Genomic DNA, 15,626 nt, shown 5'->3' with positions numbered 1-15,626 from the left:
CCGCGCCTGGGGCGGGCCGCAGGATCGGCGGCCGGAAATGGCGGCACTGCGCCACCGTCCTCGCGGGCCGTATTCAGGGCCCGCCGGCGGTCATGCATCCGTCATGTTCAAGTCAGGGGCGAGGTTGCCAAACCGATACCAGTCCGTCAACTCTAAGCCGTTCTGACAGTTCGGTATTTTTGAGCAGGGCTTCGACCACGGCATCCGCCGCGGCACCCAGCAGCCCACGCCCGTCTTCCGGACGGGGGGTGATATCCTCGATCGGGAGGTCCGCGTCCAGCCCCTTTTCGCCTTCAAGCCAGGCAAGGGCGGCCTTTTTGCCGCCAAGACCGTCGATCAGCCCGGCCGCAAGCGCCTGGCGGCCGGTGAAGACCCGGCCATCGGCCACCGCATCGAGCTTTTCGCCCGCAAGGCTGCGACGATCGGCCACAAGGCCGCGGAAATAGCCGTAGCTGTCGGCCACCACGTCGGCGAGTGCGGCACGGGCTTCGTCGCTCAGCGCTTCCAGCGGGTTGGGCTGGCCCTTGATCACCGAGCTTTTGATCAGATCGGCCTCGATGCCGATCGAGCGCAGCAGCTCGGTCGCCTCCACCGCCTGAAGATAGACGCCGATCGAGCCGGTCAGCGTCTCGCCATGGGCATAGATCCGGTCGGCACCGAGGGCGGTCATATAGGCGGCCGAGGCGGCAATGCCTTCCATCACCGCCACCACCGGCTTTTCGGCGGCAACCTCGCGGAGCTTTTCGTAGTTCAACTCGCCGCCGATCGAACTGCCGCCGCCGCTGTCGATGCGCAGGATCAGCGCCTTGACCGCGGGATCCTCCCGGGCCTCGTCCAGCCGGTCGTACAGCTCGTCATCCGGGGCGATGAAGCCGTCGATGGTGAGTTCGGCGATGCGGTCGCCCTTGAACGCGCCGCTGCCACCGATATCCGTGGCCCGGAAGACGATGCCGCCCAGGATGGCGGCCAGCACGATGGCGGCGATGCGCCAGAAGGTCAGACCCCGCTTCAGGCGGCGTCGATCGACCGCACGGTCGGCGTCGAACGGAGACGCATCGAACGGAGACATGGGGTCGGCTTCCTTCCGGCTTGGTCCCGCGCCGCCCGGCGGCGGCGCCTCGGCGACATCTATAGCCGCTTGGACCCTTGCCGGCCAAGGGGATAAGCGCCGGGGGCGCTACTTGCCGACATCGGTCAGCCCGGCCACAAGCCGGCGCTGCAGAACCAGAACCAGGATCACCGGCGGCGCCATCGCGACCAGCGCCCGCCCCATGGTCAGCCCCCAACGGGTTTCGGCGTTGTCGGTGGGCAGGGTGCGTGCCACCCCCATCACCACGGTTGCCATCCGCTCGTCGGTGGTGATCAGCAGCGGCCAGAGATACTGGTTCCAGCCATAGACGAACAGGATGACCGCCAGCGCCGCCGTCGCCGGTGCTGCCAGCGGCAGGGCCACGTCGCGCAGGAAGCGCAGCGGCCCGGCGCCGTCGATCCGGGCGGCCTCTACCAGATCCGCCGGTACGGCCAGGAAGACCTGGCGATAAAGAAAGGTGGCGGTGGCCGAGGCGATCAGCGGCAGCACCAGGCCTGCATGGGTGTCGAGCAGCGAGGGCGAGAGCCCGATCTCGATGCCGAGCAGGCGCAAGCCTCCGATCAGGGGCGCCAGTGGATCGGCCGCGACCGCATAGGTCGGCACGATCCGGACTTCGACCGGCAGCATCAGCGACAGGAAAATCGCCCAGAAGGCCAGCGCCCGGCCGCGGAAGCGGAAATAGACCACCGCAAAGCCGGCCGTCAGCGAAATCGCGATCTTGCCTGCGGTGATCGCCGCCGCCATGACCAGGCTGTTGAACAGCTGCCGCTGGATCACCGGATCCAGGATCACAGCGGCGAGCGTGTTGATCAGCGCAGGGCCCGGCAGGCTGCCGATCGACAGGCGACCGTCTTCGGGCATCGAGGCGATGGCCAGGGCATACCAGACCGGCAGCAGCATGACCAGGGCGCCGGCCAGGAAGACGCCGGCGGCGACCGCCCGGAAGACCGGGTCGCGGCGGACCATGCCGCCCGCGGGTGCGGCTTTCGGAGCGGCTTTCGGATCAGCTGCGGGCATAGGACACCTTGCGCTCGATCCAGCCGAACTGGATGACCGTCAGCACGCCGACCAGCGCCATCAGCACGATCGACTGTGCCGCCGACCCGCCCAGATCCTGGGCCTGAAAACCGTCGCGATAGGCCTTGTAGACCATCAGCCGGGTGGCCCCGCCGGGGCCGCCTTCGGTGATGGCGTCGACGATGCCGAAACTGTCGAAGAAGGCGTAGATCAGGTTCATCACCAGCAGGAAAAAGCTGGTGGGGGAGACCAGCGGCCAGACCACGTCGCGCAGCCGGCGCAGGGGGCCGGCCCCGTCGATGGCGGCGGCCTCGATCAGCGATTTCGGCACCGAGCGGATGGCGGCGAAGAAGAAGATGAAATTGTAGGAGACCTGCTTCCATACGGCCGCCGCTACGATCAGCGCCATGGCATCGGTGCCGTCGAGCAGCGGGTTCCAGGCCAGTCCCGCCTCGTGGAGCAGCCGCGCGATCACGCCGAAGGAGGGGTGCAGCAGGAACAGCCAGAGCACGCCTGCGACCGCCGGGGCGACCGCGTAGGGCCAGATGATCGTCGAGCGCAGGGCCGGGCGGTCCCCCAGCAGCCGGTCAGCCGCGGCGGCCAAGACGAAGGCCAGCGCCATGGCGATGCCGGCCACCAGACCGGCGAAGATCAGGCTTGCCCGAATGCTGTCCAGGTATTCGGGTTCGGCGAACAGCGCCCGGAAATTGTCGAGCCCGACATAGATGCCGCGGCCGGTGAAGGGATCGGCCAGATGGAAGGCCTGCCGCAGCCCTTCCGCCGCCGGGCGGAAGAAGAACAGGGCAAGGATGGCCAGCTGTGGGGCAAGCAGCAGCCAGGGCAGCAGGCGGCCGCGGAAGACCGCACCGGCAGGCGGGGTGTGGATGGACATGGGGAATCCGGGGATAAGTAGTGCCGGGCGGACCCGCAGGAGTCCGCCCGGCCGGGTGGGGCAGCCCCGCGGTATTACTGGCCGATGGTGCGCTCGAAGCGTTCCAACAGCGGGTTGGCGCGGCGCACCGCGTCATCCATGGCCTGGGCTGCGGTCTTCTTCATCGACCAGATGTTCTCCAGCTCCTCGTTCAGGATCTCGTCGATCTGAACCAGATAGCCCAGGCGGATGCCGCGGGTGTTGGGCGTGGGGGTGCCGCGGGTCAGCTGCAGGATGGCCAGTTCCTGATGGGGGAATTTCTGGTAATAGCCTTCGGCCTTGGCGGCCTCGTAGGCGTCCAGCGTGATCGGGACATAGCCCGACACCTTGTGCCAGTCCAGCTGGCGCGGGGTCTCGGCCAGGAAGGCGAGGAAGGCGGCGACACCCTTGTAGACCTCGGGCGTCTGGCCGTTCATCACGAACAGCCCGGCGCCGCCGATGAAGCTGTTCTTGGGATCCTTGGTTTCGGCCTCCACCGGCAGCATGGCCGCGGCGAAATCGAATTTGGCCTTCTGTGAGATCCCGCCATACCCGGCCGAGCTTTCCAGCATGATCGCGCAGCGCTGAGCGTAGAAGGCTTCGTGTGCGCCGGTCCACTGGCGGCCCTGATAGCTCATCAGCCCGTCTTTCACCCAGCGCTGCAGCCGGTCGAGATGGGCGACCATGCGCGGGTCGTTGACGGCGAGGCGTGCCCCCGGGCCTTCCATGCCGTTGGCCGGGGTGGCGACGGGGATGTCCTGGATGAAGGCGTAGTTCTTGATCAGCGTCCATTCCTGCCAGGAGGGCACGACCGGGCAGTCCACCCCGGCGGCCTTCAGCCTGACGGCGGCGGCCTCCAGCTCGTCCCAGGTGGTGGGCACAGCCTCGACCCCCGCCTTGGACATCAGGTCGCGGTTCATCCACATCAGCGGGGTAGAGGTGTTGAAGGGCATGCCGATCTGGTGGCCACCTTCCTGATAGGCGGCGATGACCGGCTGGATATAGCGGCTCCAGTCGACCTGGATACCGGCTTCCGCCATCACCTCGTCGACCGGCTTTGCGGCCTTTGAATAGATCACGGTGGGGGCCGCCGGCGCATGGACCTGCACGATCGCCGGTGCCTTGCCGGCCCGGGCGGCGGCGATGGCGCCGTTGATCACATCGTCATAGCTGCCCTTGAAGACCGCATTGACCTGGTAGTCGCTCTGTGCGGCGTTGAACTCGGCCGCATAGCGGGCGATGGTCTTGCCGAGCGTGATGTCGGGGGAATGGGCATGCCAGAGGTCGAACTCGACCCGGGCCATGGCCGGGGCAGCGACACCTGCGATGGTGAGCGCCACAAGGCCGGTGAGGCCCGCGCGCAGACGGAGGGTGGTCATGGTGCTGGTTCCTCGGGATGGCGGGAAGGAAGGGATCGGCCCGGTCGGAGCGGTCTGGATGCCGCCTTCGTCATAAACTCTACGCATGTCCTATGACATGCTTATGAAGATGACTTATGGATTCGGACGTATGCAGTCGGAGCCCGCAGCATGAACTTCAACCAGATGCGCGCCTTCCACGCCGTGGCGGTGGAGGGCGGTTTCTCGGCGGCGGCCAAATCGCTGGGGGTGACCCAGCCGGCGGTGACGGTGCAGATCCGCGGGCTGGAGGCGGAGCTGGGCGTGCGCCTGTTTCTGCGCCGCGGCCAGGGGGCCGTGCCCACCGAGGCGGGGGAAAGGCTGCTGGCCCATGTCCGGGCAGTGATGCTGCTGATGGACCGCACTGAGGCGGCGGTCGCCTCTGATCCGGCCATGGCGGGTGGGCTGGTGCGGCTGGGGCTCAGCACGCCGGCAACGATCATGGGGCTGGCCAAGCGCTTCGCCGACGCCCATCCGGCGGTGGAGCTTCGGCTGTCCACCGGTAATACCGGTCAGCTGATCGAGGATGTCCTGGCCTGCCGGGTGGACCTGATCGCCGCCAGCCATAGCGAGCCCGATCCGCGGCTGGCGGGGGTGGTGCTGGGGCGTCAGCGCCTGGCCCTGCTGGTGCCGGCGGCGGATCCTCTTGCCCGGTCCGGCGACCCGCTGCCGCTGGATGCCCTGGCGGGGCTGCCGGTGCTGCTGCGCGAGCCGAGTTCGGTCACCCGTCAGGTCTTCCTGCGCGCCGCCGAGGCGATCGGCCTGTCCCCCCGCATGGCGGCCAGCCTGGGCAGCCGCGAGATGATCCGCGAAGCGACCGCCGCCGGCCTCGGCTATGGCATCGTTTTCGACGGCGAGACCGGCCACGACCCCCGCCTGGCCCACCGCCCCCTGACCGCCGCCGGCCCGGCTGCCGAACTTCTGGCGGCCGATGTCCGCCTGTCCTGCCTGCCCGAGCTTGCCGGGATCGGGGTGGTGGCGGCGTTTCTGGCATTGGCAGGTGGCAGCATCGCCTCTGCTTGATGGCGCGTACAACGCGCGCTATATTCGAAGCAACACGGCCGGCCCCTCTGCATCCTCTGGATGTACGGGCCGGTTTTCTTGTATCGGGGCAGGGTGATGGTTCCCTATTCAAAACCATATCTCACGATACAGGAGCAGCTCTCTCTGCTGCGCGGCCGCGGCCTCGACATTTCCGACGAGCCACGAGCGGAGGCGGCACTTCAACGGATCGGGTATTACCGCCTGAGCGGGTATTGGTATCCCCTGCGAAAATCGATACCGATCATCGATCCGATGACCGGCAGGGAGGTAATCCAGGTTCTGGATGAGTTTCGCCCGGGTGCCAGCTTTGCAAGCGTTCTGGATCTCTACGTTTTCGACAAGAAGTTCCGGCTGCTGTTCCTGGACGCCATCGAACGTATCGAGATTGGCCTCAGGGTTGATGTTGCGCTGCAAATGGGCCGATACGATCCGTGGGCGCATCGGTGTGCTGATCTGCTTCATCCAAGATTTGCGCGACAAAAGAAGGACGAGCTGACCGATCATCAGCGATGGATCAATAAACTTGATGCTTCTGAGCTGTCGTCCAAGGAATCTTTTGCTTCACACTTCAAGCAAAAGTATGGCGGCCCGCTGCCCTTATGGATGGCTGTAGAGCTCTGGGATTTTGGCAGGCTGTCGCACTTCATGGCGGGCATGCGGGACGCGGATCTTGATCCCCTTGCCGCGTCATACGGGCTGCCGCGCCGTACGCTGCTCACCAGCGGTGTCCGGGCGATCAATCACGTGCGCAATATCTGCGCGCATCATGGCCGACTCTGGAATCGACCTCCTGCAGATCAGCCCAGACTTCCGCGCCCAGGCGAGGTCCCTGTTCTCGATCATCTTATTGGGGACAATCTGGCGCAAACTCGTCTCTACGCCGTCGCGGCCATGATCCGGCTGCTCATGCGACGGATCAATCCGTCGAGTTCGTGGGCGGAACGGCTGAAAGCACATGTCGAGACCTTTCCGCCCATCCCCGGCGTCACCTTCGGCCAGAGTGGGTTTCCCCCGGGTTGGCAGTCTCTTTCGCTTTGGCGGTGATGCGCCGGTCTACCACCGCCCGATCATCCCGCCCGGTGCCGCGCGCGCCTCTGAGAGGGTACGGTCGGCGTGGCGGATGCGGTGGTCGAGCAGGCGGCGCATCATGCGGTGGACGATGGGCGCGAAGGCCGGGTCGGCGGCGAGGTTGCGGGTCTGGCCGGGGTCTGCCTCAAGGTCGAAGAGCACGGGATCCGCATCGGGGAAGTGCAGATAGGCCCAGCGCTCGTCCTGGATGGCGGTGAACTGTGCCTCATGCGGCGAGCGGGCGAGGCCCGGAACCGGGCCGGTCAGCTTGTCGCGGAAGTCATGCTCGTAGACCGCGGCATCCCGCCAGTCCGACGGGCGATCGCCGGCGATCAGGCCCAGCAGCGAGCGGCCGTCGCATTGCGGAGGCGCGGCGATGCCGAACCAGTCGAGCAGGGTCGGCAGCAGGTCGACATGTTCGGTGATGGCGTGGATCCGCCCGCCGCGGGTCGGATCGGCGCTCGGCCGCGGGTCGGCGATGATCAGCGGCACCCGGAACGAGGCCTGGTGGATGGCGCGCTTGCCGAACAGGCCATGCTCGCCCCACTGCTCCCCATGATCGGACATGAACACGACCAGGGTGTCCGGGCCGCGCCCGCTCCGCTCCAGCGCCGCCAGCACCCGGTCGACCTCTTCGTCGACTTCGGCCAGCAGGGCCAGATAGGCCTTGCGCAGGGCGGCGACCGTGGCGGCGGGCAGGGCGGATGCGGGGCCGTCCAGGCCCGGATGGGCGATCGATGCCGGCACCACCCGGCGGAACAGGGCGGCCAGGGGGTGGATCGCATCCTCGGCGGCGGCGTCGATCGGCGGCAGCGGCGGGGCGTCGGGCACCCGGGCCAGGTGGCGGGCAAGTGCCGCCAAGGGCGGGTGCGGCCGGTAGAAGCCCAGATGCAGCAGCCAGGGCCGCTCGGGTGCGGTATCAAGGAACGCCACCGCCGCATCGGCCAGCCAGCGGCTGTCATGCAGCCCGTCGGGCTGGGGAGAGGTTTCGACCGGCGCGCCGGCGCGGAGATGGTGGGCGAAGCCGGCATCATAGTCGGGATCGAGATCGGCCCCCTGACTGCGGGCCCAGGCGGTATAGTGCGCCTTGTCCTCGTCCATCTCGCGCAGGATCTGCCAGCCTTCGGCGACCGAGGGGCCGTGGAAGACCGGATCCTTGGGGTCGCGGCCGCGCGGATCCGGCACGGCCGTGGTGTAGCCGATCATGTAGGGGGTGATGCCGGCGGTGCGCAGATGGTGCTGCAACAGCCGGCGCCCCGCCGCCATCGGCACCGGATTGGCAAAGACCCGGTGGTTGAAGACATACTGTCCGCTGGCAAAACTCGCCCGGGCCGGGCCGCAGGGCGCGCTCTGGGCGAAATGGCGGGTGAAGACCACGCCGCGCGCGGCCAGCCGGTCGAGCGCCGGTGTTGAGACCAGCGGGTTGCCGAGGCCGGGAGAAAGATCCCAGCGCCACTGGTCGACCATGATCAGCAGGACATTGCGGGCCATCGGGGCGCTCCCGGACTGGGCATGCAGGGTGGGATGGGGATCAGAGGCCGAGTGCCAGCCGTTCCAGCAGCGGCCGGAAACGTGCGACGCCGTCGCGGCCGGCGCCCTCGATCTTGGCCGCTTCGTCGATACGCCGCAGCGCAATGGCGTCGGCGGCGTGAGGATCGGCCAGGAAAGCCGCGGCCTCGGCCCCGGTCATCGGGCCGCCCTGCAGCTCCAGGGTCCGGCGCGAGACAGGGGAGAGGGCGGCGGCATAGGCGGGTTCGGTGGTGACCAGGCAGCGCTTGGCGTCCACATGCATCTCGATCGGCCGGATCACCGCCGGCGGAAACAGCCCGGCCAGATATTTGCCGGCCAGGCGTTCATGAGCGTCGTCCCGGCCGTCATGAAAGGCGGCTGCGGCATCGCGGTGGATCATGTGGCCGATGTCATGCAGCAGGGCTGCGGCGATCAGCGTATCGGCGTCGCCCTGCGCCTCGGCAATCTCGGCGGACTGGACGGCATGCTCGATCTGGCTCACCGCCTCGCCATAGCTGTCGTCGCCACGGGCCGCGAAGATGCCGAAGATCTCGTCCAGTCGGGCGGCGGCATCGCGAGGGCGGCGGGGATCCGACATGGGGCTGGCTCCACATAGAGAAAATTAATGATGTGGAGATTTATATAATATGAATTGATGTCAATCCTGTGACGGCAGGTGTGATCAGCGGCAGATCCGCGCCGGCAATCGCCGATCCTGCCTCCTGAAACGGCTGCGGCCGGCCCGGATTGCTCCGGGCCGGCCGCAGGACGCTCATCGATCCGCCGGGCAGATGCCCAGGGCGCGGGATCGGATCAATCGTCCGCCTGGGTCCGCTCGCGCTCGCGGAGCGCCGCACCCAGAATGTCGCCGAGGCTGGCGCCGCTGTCGGACGAACCGAACTCGGCCATGGCCTTCTTCTCTTCCGCCATCTCCAGCGCCTTGATCGACAGGGTGAGCTTGCGGCTCGACCGGTCGATGTTGGTGATCAGGGCGTCGAACTTGTCGCCCTCGCTGTAGCGGTCGGTCCGCTGATCCTGGCGGTCACGGGCGATTTCCGACTTGCGGATGAAGCCCTTGGCGCCATCGGCCGTGGAGATCTCCAGACCATTCTCGACGACCTTGGTGACCGTGCAGGTGACGGTCTGGCCGCGACGCAGGTCCTGGGTCGCCTCGGTGAAGGGATCCTTGTCGAGCTGCTTGATGCCGAGGGAGATGCGCTCCTTCTCGACGTCCACATCCAGCACCACGGCTTTGACCATGTCGCCCTTGCGGAAGTCCTTGAGCGCCTCTTCGCCGGGGCGGCTCCAGTCGAGATCCGACAGGTGCACCAGGCCGTCGATGTCGCCGTCGAGACCAACGAACAGACCGAACTCGGTGATGTTCTTGACCTCGCCCTCGATCGCCGAACCCACCGGGTGACGATCCAGGAAGGTCTCCCACGGGTTGTCGGCAACCTGCTTCAGGCCCAGGCTGATGCGGCGCTTCTGCGAGTCGACGTCGAGCACCATCACTTCGATCTCCTGCGAGGTCGAAACGATCTTGCCCGGGTGCACGTTCTTCTTGGTCCAGCTCATCTCGGAGACGTGGACCAGACCCTCGACGCCCGGCTCCAGCTCCACGAAGGCGCCGTAGTCGGTGATGTTGGTGACGCGACCGGCGAACTTCACGCCCACCGGGTACTTCACCTCGACACCTTCCCACGGATCCGCCTCGAGCTGCTTCATGCCGAGGCTGATGCGCTGGGTCTCGCGGTTGAAGCGGGTCACCACCACGCGGACCGACTGACCGATGGTCAGGGCTTCGGTCGGGTGGTTGATGCGGCGCCAGGAGATGTCGGTGACGTGCAGCAGGCCGTCGACGCCACCCAGGTCCACGAACGCACCGTAATCGGTGATGTTCTTGACCACGCCTTCCAGGATCTGACCTTCCTTGAGGTTCTCGATCAGTTCCTTGCGGGCTTCGGCGCGGCTCTCCTCGAGGACGGCACGGCGCGAGACGACGATATTGCCGCGGCGCTTGTCCATCTTGAGGATCTGGAAGGGCTGGGTCGTGCCGATCAGGGGCGTGATGTCACGCACCGGACGGATGTCGATCTGGCTGCCCGGCAGGAAGGCCACGGCACCCTGAAGGTCGACGGTGCAACCGCCCTTCACGCGCCCGAAGATCACGCCGTTGACGCGCTCGGCGTTCTTGAACGCCTGTTCGAGCTGGGTCCAGGCCTCTTCGCGGCGCGCACGCTCGCGACTGATGACGACCTCGCCCTGGGCGTTCTCCATCCGGTCGATATAGACCTCGACCTCGTCGCCGACCGCAAGCTCGGTCTCCTGACCGGGCTGGGCGAATTCCTTGAGCGCGATGCGCCCGTCGGACTTCAGGCCGACGTCGATGAGGACCTGGTCGCCCTCGATGGCGGTGATCCGACCCTTAACGACGCTTCCCTCCAGGCCATCCTGGGCAATGAAGCTGTCGGCCAGCAGGGCTTCGAAATTCTCGTCCGACATGACGTCCTTCTCGGGCGCGGGGCTGGTGTTGATCATGGGTTCTCCTACCTCTCCACCCGTCCTGCCGGGGAACCTCGGCTCCAGGGCCATCCGGGCGTCGGTGGCTGGCCTGGGGAGAGGCTCCGGCACCCGCCGAGGCTCCGGCCGTTGCGGATCCTGCCGCTTCGGGTCGGGGCCGTCGTGGACGTCTGAACGCCGCGGTTCCTTGACCGGCGCTGCCGGGTGGGGCGGGTTCCGACCGACGGGGGTTCGGATACGGCGGGCATCCCCGCCGGTTGCTGGTTTACAGGATCGCGACGCCCGGCCGTCCGGCCGCCGCGGGCTTCAGTCGTCAATGCGCCGAAACGCCGCTCCTCCCCCGGGTGGGGGTGGGCGACGACCGGCGAAACCTCGATCCGGTGACGATCCGGCCCGTGCCCTGCCCCGGCCGGTCAGAGCCGGCTGGTGACATGCGCGAGCGCTGCCGCGAAAACCTCGTCCGCCGACATGTCGGTGGTGTCGAGGGTGACCGCGTCGTCCGCGGGACGCAGCGGGGCCACCGCTCGTTCCCGGTCGCGACGGTCTCGCAGCCGCATCTCTTCCAGAACGTCGGCGAATATACTGGCAACCCCCTTGCCCCGCAACTCTTCGTGTCGCCTGAGTGCACGCGCTTCGGGCGAGGCAGTCACGAAGATCTTCGCGCGCGCGTCGGGAAAGACCACGGTGCCGATGTCTCGACCGTCGAGCACGGCGCCCGGAGCGGTGCGGCCGAAGCTGCGCTGAAAGTCGAGCAGGGCGGCACGAACGGGGCCGAGTGCCGCGATTTTCGACGCGATTTCCCCGGTGCGCTCGGCCCGCAGGTCGGTGCGGACGAGATCGTCGGCACCAAGGGTCTGCGCCGCCAGGGCGGCCGCGGCCGGGTCGTCCGGATCGCCGCCGCCGGCGAGCAGCCGGCTTGCCGCCGCCCGATAGATCATGCCGGTGTCGAGATGGCGCAGCCCCAGTTCGGCTGCGAGCCTGCGGGCGAGCGTGCCCTTGCCGGCTGCGGCCGGGCCGTCGATGGCGATCACCGGCGGATGGATGAGGGTCCGGGTCATGATGCGCGGCGGGCTCCGGCAGGCTCAGAGATCGGTGATGTCGCAACCGAGCCCGGTCATCAGGGCGCGGAAGCCGGGGAAGCTGGTGGCGATCATCCGATCGTCGTCGACCACCATGCCGTTGCGTGCAGCCAGGCCCAGCACCAGGAAGGCCATGGCGATGCGATGGTCCAGATGCGTGACGACCGCGTCGGTGCCGCCCGGGACCGGGCCGCCGCAGCCGTCTACTTCCAGCCAGTCCTCGCCCGTGCGCACGGTGACGCCGGCACGGGCCAGGCCGTCGGCCACCGCCTGCAGCCGGTCGCTTTCCTTGACCCTGAGTTCCGCGAGCCCCTCGAAACGGCTGGTGCCGTGGGCCGTGGCGGCGGCGGCGGCCAGCACCGGAAACTCGTCGATCATCGAGGGCGCGCGTTCGGCGGGCACGGTCACGGCCTTGAGTGCGGACGAGCGGGCGACCAGATCGCCGACCGGTTCGCCGCCCACATCCCGCGGGTTGGTGACGGTCAGATCGGCGCCCATCTCGACCAGGGTGCGGATCAATCCGTCGCGACCGGGGTTGAGGCAGACATTGCGCACGGTGACGGCCGAGCCTTCGGTGATCAACCCTGCGACCAGCGGGAAGGCGGCCGAGGACGGGTCGCCCGGCACGGTCATGTCGCGGGCGCTGAGTTCCGGCTGGCCGTCGAGGGTGATGACCCGGGCGCCGTCGGCCTCGGTTTCGACCGTGATCCGGGCGCCCATGGCCCCCAGCATGCGTTCGGTGTGGTCGCGCGTCGCTTCCGGTTCCACAACCACGGTGCGGCCGGGAGTGTTGAGCCCGGCCAGCAGGATGGCCGACTTCACCTGGGCCGAGGGCACCGGCAGGCGGTAGCGGATCGGCACCGGGCTGCGGGTGCCGATGACGGTGGCCGGCAGCCGGCCGCCGGCCCGGGTGACGATCTTCGCGCCCATTTTTTCGAGCGGGGTGGCGACCCGGGCCATGGGCCGCTTGCGCAGGCTGGCGTCGCCGGTCATCACCGCGACCAGCGGATGGGTGGCGAGCAGGCCCATCAGCAGCCGCGCCGCCGTGCCCGAATTACCCATGTCGAGCACATCGGCCGGTTCGGCCAGGCCGCCGACACCCACGCCGTCGATCACCCAGCGGATGGCCGGGGTATCGTCGGGACCGGCGGTCTCTTCGCGGGTGATGCCGGCGCCGAGCGCGCGCATCGCGGCCGCGGTCGCGAGCACGTCTTCGCCTTCCAGCAGACCGTCGACGGTGGAGCGCCCCACCGCCAGCGCCGACAGCATCAACGCCCGATGCGAGATCGACTTGTCGCCGGGGACGGTGACGTCGCCCGAAAGCCCGTGGGAGAGGCGGGCGGTGGCGGGATGCGGCGCGGCATGGGTCATGACGGGGCCCTTGTCCGGAAAGGCGGGGCGGAAGCGGGAAAGGTTCGGGGCTGGTCTATCACAGCAGGGGCCCCTGTGCATCATCGCAGGCCCCCCACCGAATGGCGATGTCGGCGATGCAACCCTGCCCGGACGCATTTAGCGGTTTGACAGCCCCGGCGCTTCGTGGCAAACGCAGCCGACGGGGTGACGCGCACGATCGCGCCATCACCATGGCCGGCCCCTTGTGCCGGCAACCCGTTCCCGTGAATTCGTTCCTGTACACGTCCAACAGCTATCAAGGGTGGTCGCGTGGCGAAGGAGGAGTGGGGGCAGAAGCACACCTGCCGCAGCTGCGGTGCGCGCTTCTACGATATGCGCCGCACGCCGGTGACATGCCCCAAATGCGGTGCTGAGCAGCCGCAGATCGAAGAGACCCGTTCCCGCCGGGCCGCACGGGAGGCCGACGAGCTGGCCCGTGAGCGCGCGGCCCAGGCCCGCAAGGCCAAGGTCGTGCCGGCAGAGGTGGAGGATGTCGACGAGGAAGGCTTCGACGAGGCCTTCGAGGATGACGACGAGGATGATGTCGGCATCGAAGATGCCTCGGAGCTGGGTGACGATGACGTCGGTGACGTCCGTCTCGGCGACGAGGACGACGAGAACTGATCCCGCGACCGGCGCCCCTCGACCCAGGGGCGCCGGTTTCGGTTTCAGGGGACGGCTTTTTGTAAGCAAAAGCAGGGGCTTGCATCACAGTTCCTGCCGCTGTCGTCGAAGATGACGGTGGCGTGAAAAAAACCGCTTGCCAAGCCCGGCCGCGGCCACTATGTTCCGCTCCGCTGACGCACGGCGCGCCGCCCCAAACGGCGCACGGCAGCGGAAACCGGGACCCCGGTCACACGCAGCCAACGGCATCAGACAGGTTTCGGGGCCATAGCTCAGTTGGGAGAGCGCTTGAATGGCATTCAAGAGGTCAGGGGTTCGACTCCCCTTGGCTCCACCATCTTCGAAAAAGCCCGGTGCTTCGGTACCGGGCTTTTTCGTCGTTGCCCAGGCTGCGTTGTCGCCCGGGGTGTCATGTCGCGTGCCCGGTGCCGCGCCTGCCTGGTCTTGAACGGACCTCTCAGCTTCCCTATCTCCAGATAACCGATGGAACGGCCGGTGAACGCCGTCTCCGGCCCGGAATGCGGGCGGAGAAAGCGACCGGAGACCACCCGTCGGACGGACCTGCCGGCGCGCCGGCCGGGCGCGGTGGATGCTCCCCAAGGAGGTCGCCGCCACGGCAGCCGGATCCGGATCTCGCTCGTCTGTCGCGGAGGAGATGTCAGGGATGTCGCGGTTCACCGCTTTCAATCACCCGATGATGCTGGGCTTCGACCACATGGAGCGCATGCTGGACCGTCTGGCCAAGACCGGCTCCGACGGATACCCGCCCTACAACATCGAGAAACTCGGCGAGCGGCGGCTGCGCATCACGCTTGCGGTCGCGGGTTTCACCATGGACGACCTGACGGTCACGCTGGAAGACAACCAGCTGGTGATCCGCGGGCGGCAGCACGACGACGCCAATGACGGCCGGGAGTTCATCCATCGCGGCATTGCGGCCCGGCAGTTCCAGCGCACCTTCCTGCTCGCCGACGGCATCCAGGTGATGGACGCCTCGCTGGACAACGGCCTGCTTCATATCGATCTGGAGCAACCGCTGCCGCAATCCTCGGTGCGGACGATCTCGATCCGCAAGACCCAGCCGGACGGACGCCAGTCGGGCAGCCTGCTCGACGAGCGCTGACCGCTTATCCTGAAGAGACGTGGACCCATCGCGGGCGACAGGGCGACCGATCCGGTGCCCGGCACGGCCGCGGACGAAGGAGGCTGATCCCATGCCCCGCTTCAACCTGGAAGAGACGACCCGTTCCCCTGCCGATGTGGCCGAAGCGGCCCGCGCCGCCATCCGCCGGATGACGCCCGAAGCCTTCGCGGCGCTGGGGCTTGAGCAGGTGGCCTATGTCCGCCCGGTGACCACTGCCGGCGGCGTGATGTTCGGCGTATTTTCCGCCAGCGGTGAACGCGTCGCCGTGATGGCCGACAGCGCCTCTGCGATCGGCGCCATCCTGCAGCACGAGATGGTGCCGGCGACGATCCATTGATCGCCGTCGCCTGCGATCCTGCCCCTACGAGCTTTTGCCCCGCGACCTTTCCCGGCCGGTTGACGAGTGTCGACCGGCCGGTTGCGTCTGGCGGCCGGGTACCTGGCATGATGCTAGGATAACGTCAGCCGACAGTCATGCCCCGGCGGTCCCCGCCGGCCAGCCCCGTCGGGCCGCAACCCAGCTTGCAGGAACGCCCCAATGTCCGATGACAGCGCTCGTCTTCTCGTCGATCTGCTTGCCGCCGATCCGGGGCTTGCGGCGGCCCTGGCCGATGCGGCGACGCCGGCCGCCCGCGACGCCCTGCTGACCGCGGCGGCCGATGCCCACGGCTTTGCCCTGGCCTCCGAGGTGCTGGCGCGGATCGAGGCGGCGCGGGATGCGGTCGGCCCCGACGGCGCGATCGACGACACGGCACTGGAGCGCGTGACCGGCGGTGCCGGCATCGACTGGATCTCGGTCGCGCAGGGGCAGATCTACGGCGGCTGATGCGGG

The 15,626-nt window shown here is 68.0% G+C and carries 15 protein-coding genes and 1 tRNA gene; 7 read left to right on the top strand and 9 right to left on the bottom strand.

Annotation, left to right across the window (positions count from 1 at the left end; translation table 11 throughout):
- Nucleotides 1-112: 112 nt before the first annotated feature.
- From sppA to ugpB, 4 genes are all read right to left on the bottom strand, one after another.
- Nucleotides 113-1,069 (bottom strand): signal peptide peptidase SppA, encoded by a 957-nt coding sequence (gene sppA, locus TMO_RS16285; RefSeq protein ID WP_014746744.1) that lies wholly within the window; start codon nt 1,067-1,069, stop codon nt 113-115.
- 108 nt (nt 1,070-1,177) lie between these two features.
- Nucleotides 1,178-2,107: an ABC transporter permease subunit gene (locus TMO_RS16280; protein WP_014746743.1), complete on the bottom strand. Its 930-nt coding sequence runs from the start codon at nt 2,105-2,107 to the stop codon at nt 1,178-1,180.
- A complete protein-coding gene (gene ugpA, locus TMO_RS16275; RefSeq protein WP_014746742.1) occupies nt 2,094-2,999 on the bottom strand; it encodes a sn-glycerol-3-phosphate ABC transporter permease UgpA in 906 nt (301 codons plus the stop codon). The genes TMO_RS16280 and ugpA overlap by 14 nt, the downstream gene beginning before the upstream one ends.
- Nucleotides 3,000-3,073: 74 nt before the next feature.
- Complete coding sequence (gene ugpB / locus TMO_RS16270) at nt 3,074-4,396, bottom strand: sn-glycerol-3-phosphate ABC transporter substrate-binding protein UgpB (protein ID WP_014746741.1); 1,323 nt, start codon at nt 4,394-4,396, stop codon at nt 3,074-3,076.
- Nucleotides 4,397-4,546: 150 nt separating this feature from the next.
- Here ugpB and TMO_RS16265 point away from each other — a divergent pair, with 150 nt between their 5' ends.
- Entirely contained in the window at nt 4,547-5,437 is an 891-nt protein-coding gene (locus TMO_RS16265; RefSeq protein WP_014746740.1) for a LysR substrate-binding domain-containing protein, read from the top strand.
- A 96-nt stretch (nt 5,438-5,533) separates the two neighbouring features.
- Nucleotides 5,534-6,502: an Abi family protein gene (locus TMO_RS30520; protein WP_014746739.1), complete on the top strand. Its 969-nt coding sequence runs from the start codon at nt 5,534-5,536 to the stop codon at nt 6,500-6,502.
- Nucleotides 6,503-6,511: 9 nt separating this feature from the next.
- On the opposite strand, the gene TMO_RS16250 is transcribed toward TMO_RS30520, so the two are convergent.
- The 5 genes from TMO_RS16250 to aroA form a co-directional block, all read right to left on the bottom strand.
- A complete protein-coding gene (locus TMO_RS16250; RefSeq protein WP_014746738.1) occupies nt 6,512-8,017 on the bottom strand; it encodes an alkaline phosphatase family protein in 1,506 nt (501 codons plus the stop codon).
- A 40-nt stretch (nt 8,018-8,057) separates the two neighbouring features.
- Nucleotides 8,058-8,633, bottom strand: a complete 576-nt coding sequence (locus TMO_RS16245; protein ID WP_014746737.1) for a phosphonate degradation HD-domain oxygenase — start codon at nt 8,631-8,633, stop codon at nt 8,058-8,060.
- Between the two features lie 215 nt (nt 8,634-8,848).
- Entirely contained in the window at nt 8,849-10,573 is a 1,725-nt protein-coding gene (rpsA, locus tag TMO_RS16240) for a 30S ribosomal protein S1 (RefSeq protein WP_014746736.1), read from the bottom strand.
- Between the two features lie 395 nt (nt 10,574-10,968).
- Nucleotides 10,969-11,613: a (d)CMP kinase gene (cmk, locus tag TMO_RS16235; RefSeq protein WP_014746735.1), complete on the bottom strand. Its 645-nt coding sequence runs from the start codon at nt 11,611-11,613 to the stop codon at nt 10,969-10,971.
- A 24-nt stretch (nt 11,614-11,637) separates the two neighbouring features.
- Nucleotides 11,638-13,005 (bottom strand): 3-phosphoshikimate 1-carboxyvinyltransferase, encoded by a 1,368-nt coding sequence (aroA, locus tag TMO_RS16230; protein ID WP_014746734.1) that lies wholly within the window; start codon nt 13,003-13,005, stop codon nt 11,638-11,640.
- Between the two features lie 291 nt (nt 13,006-13,296).
- On the opposite strand from aroA, the gene TMO_RS16225 reads away from it, so the two are divergent.
- From TMO_RS16225 to TMO_RS16205, 5 genes are all read left to right on the top strand, one after another.
- Nucleotides 13,297-13,650 (top strand): TIGR02300 family protein, encoded by a 354-nt coding sequence (locus TMO_RS16225; RefSeq protein WP_014746733.1) that lies wholly within the window; start codon nt 13,297-13,299, stop codon nt 13,648-13,650.
- 261 nt (nt 13,651-13,911) lie between these two features.
- Nucleotides 13,912-13,987: transfer RNA gene (locus TMO_RS16220), tRNA-Ala, on the top strand.
- A 327-nt stretch (nt 13,988-14,314) separates the two neighbouring features.
- Nucleotides 14,315-14,773 (top strand): Hsp20 family protein, encoded by a 459-nt coding sequence (locus tag TMO_RS16215; RefSeq protein ID WP_014746732.1) that lies wholly within the window; start codon nt 14,315-14,317, stop codon nt 14,771-14,773.
- A 91-nt stretch (nt 14,774-14,864) separates the two neighbouring features.
- Entirely contained in the window at nt 14,865-15,131 is a 267-nt protein-coding gene (locus TMO_RS16210) for a DUF1150 family protein (RefSeq protein ID WP_014746731.1), read from the top strand.
- A 201-nt stretch (nt 15,132-15,332) separates the two neighbouring features.
- Complete coding sequence (locus TMO_RS16205; protein WP_014746730.1) at nt 15,333-15,620, top strand: hypothetical protein; 288 nt, start codon at nt 15,333-15,335, stop codon at nt 15,618-15,620.
- The last annotated feature ends 6 nt before the right edge of the window (nt 15,621-15,626 follow it).

The organism is Tistrella mobilis KA081020-065, assembly GCF_000264455.2.
Classification (GTDB): domain Bacteria; phylum Pseudomonadota; class Alphaproteobacteria; order Tistrellales; family Tistrellaceae; genus Tistrella; species Tistrella mobilis.
This window is presented reverse-complemented; position numbering and strand designations above follow the sequence as displayed.

Bases quoted from the DNA above. Each gene is read 5' to 3' on its own strand.
- sppA (WP_014746744.1), bottom strand. From the start codon at position 1,069: ATGTCTCCGTTCGATGCGTCTCCGTTCGACGCCGACCGTGCGGTCGAT.
- TMO_RS16280 (WP_014746743.1), bottom strand. From the start codon at position 2,107: ATGCCCGCAGCTGATCCGAAAGCCGCTCCGAAAGCCGCACCCGCGGGC.
- ugpA (WP_014746742.1), bottom strand. From the start codon at position 2,999: ATGTCCATCCACACCCCGCCTGCCGGTGCGGTCTTCCGCGGCCGCCTG.
- ugpB (WP_014746741.1), bottom strand. From the start codon at position 4,396: ATGACCACCCTCCGTCTGCGCGCGGGCCTCACCGGCCTTGTGGCGCTC.
- TMO_RS16265 (WP_014746740.1), top strand. From the start codon at position 4,547: ATGAACTTCAACCAGATGCGCGCCTTCCACGCCGTGGCGGTGGAGGGC.
- TMO_RS30520 (WP_014746739.1), top strand. From the start codon at position 5,534: ATGGTTCCCTATTCAAAACCATATCTCACGATACAGGAGCAGCTCTCT.
- TMO_RS16250 (WP_014746738.1), bottom strand. From the start codon at position 8,017: ATGGCCCGCAATGTCCTGCTGATCATGGTCGACCAGTGGCGCTGGGAT.
- TMO_RS16245 (WP_014746737.1), bottom strand. From the start codon at position 8,633: ATGTCGGATCCCCGCCGCCCTCGCGATGCCGCCGCCCGACTGGACGAG.
- rpsA (WP_014746736.1), bottom strand. From the start codon at position 10,573: ATGATCAACACCAGCCCCGCGCCCGAGAAGGACGTCATGTCGGACGAG.
- cmk (WP_014746735.1), bottom strand. From the start codon at position 11,613: ATGACCCGGACCCTCATCCATCCGCCGGTGATCGCCATCGACGGCCCG.
- aroA (WP_014746734.1), bottom strand. From the start codon at position 13,005: ATGACCCATGCCGCGCCGCATCCCGCCACCGCCCGCCTCTCCCACGGG.
- TMO_RS16215 (WP_014746732.1), top strand. From the start codon at position 14,315: ATGTCGCGGTTCACCGCTTTCAATCACCCGATGATGCTGGGCTTCGAC.
- TMO_RS16210 (WP_014746731.1), top strand. From the start codon at position 14,865: ATGCCCCGCTTCAACCTGGAAGAGACGACCCGTTCCCCTGCCGATGTG.
- TMO_RS16205 (WP_014746730.1), top strand. From the start codon at position 15,333: ATGTCCGATGACAGCGCTCGTCTTCTCGTCGATCTGCTTGCCGCCGAT.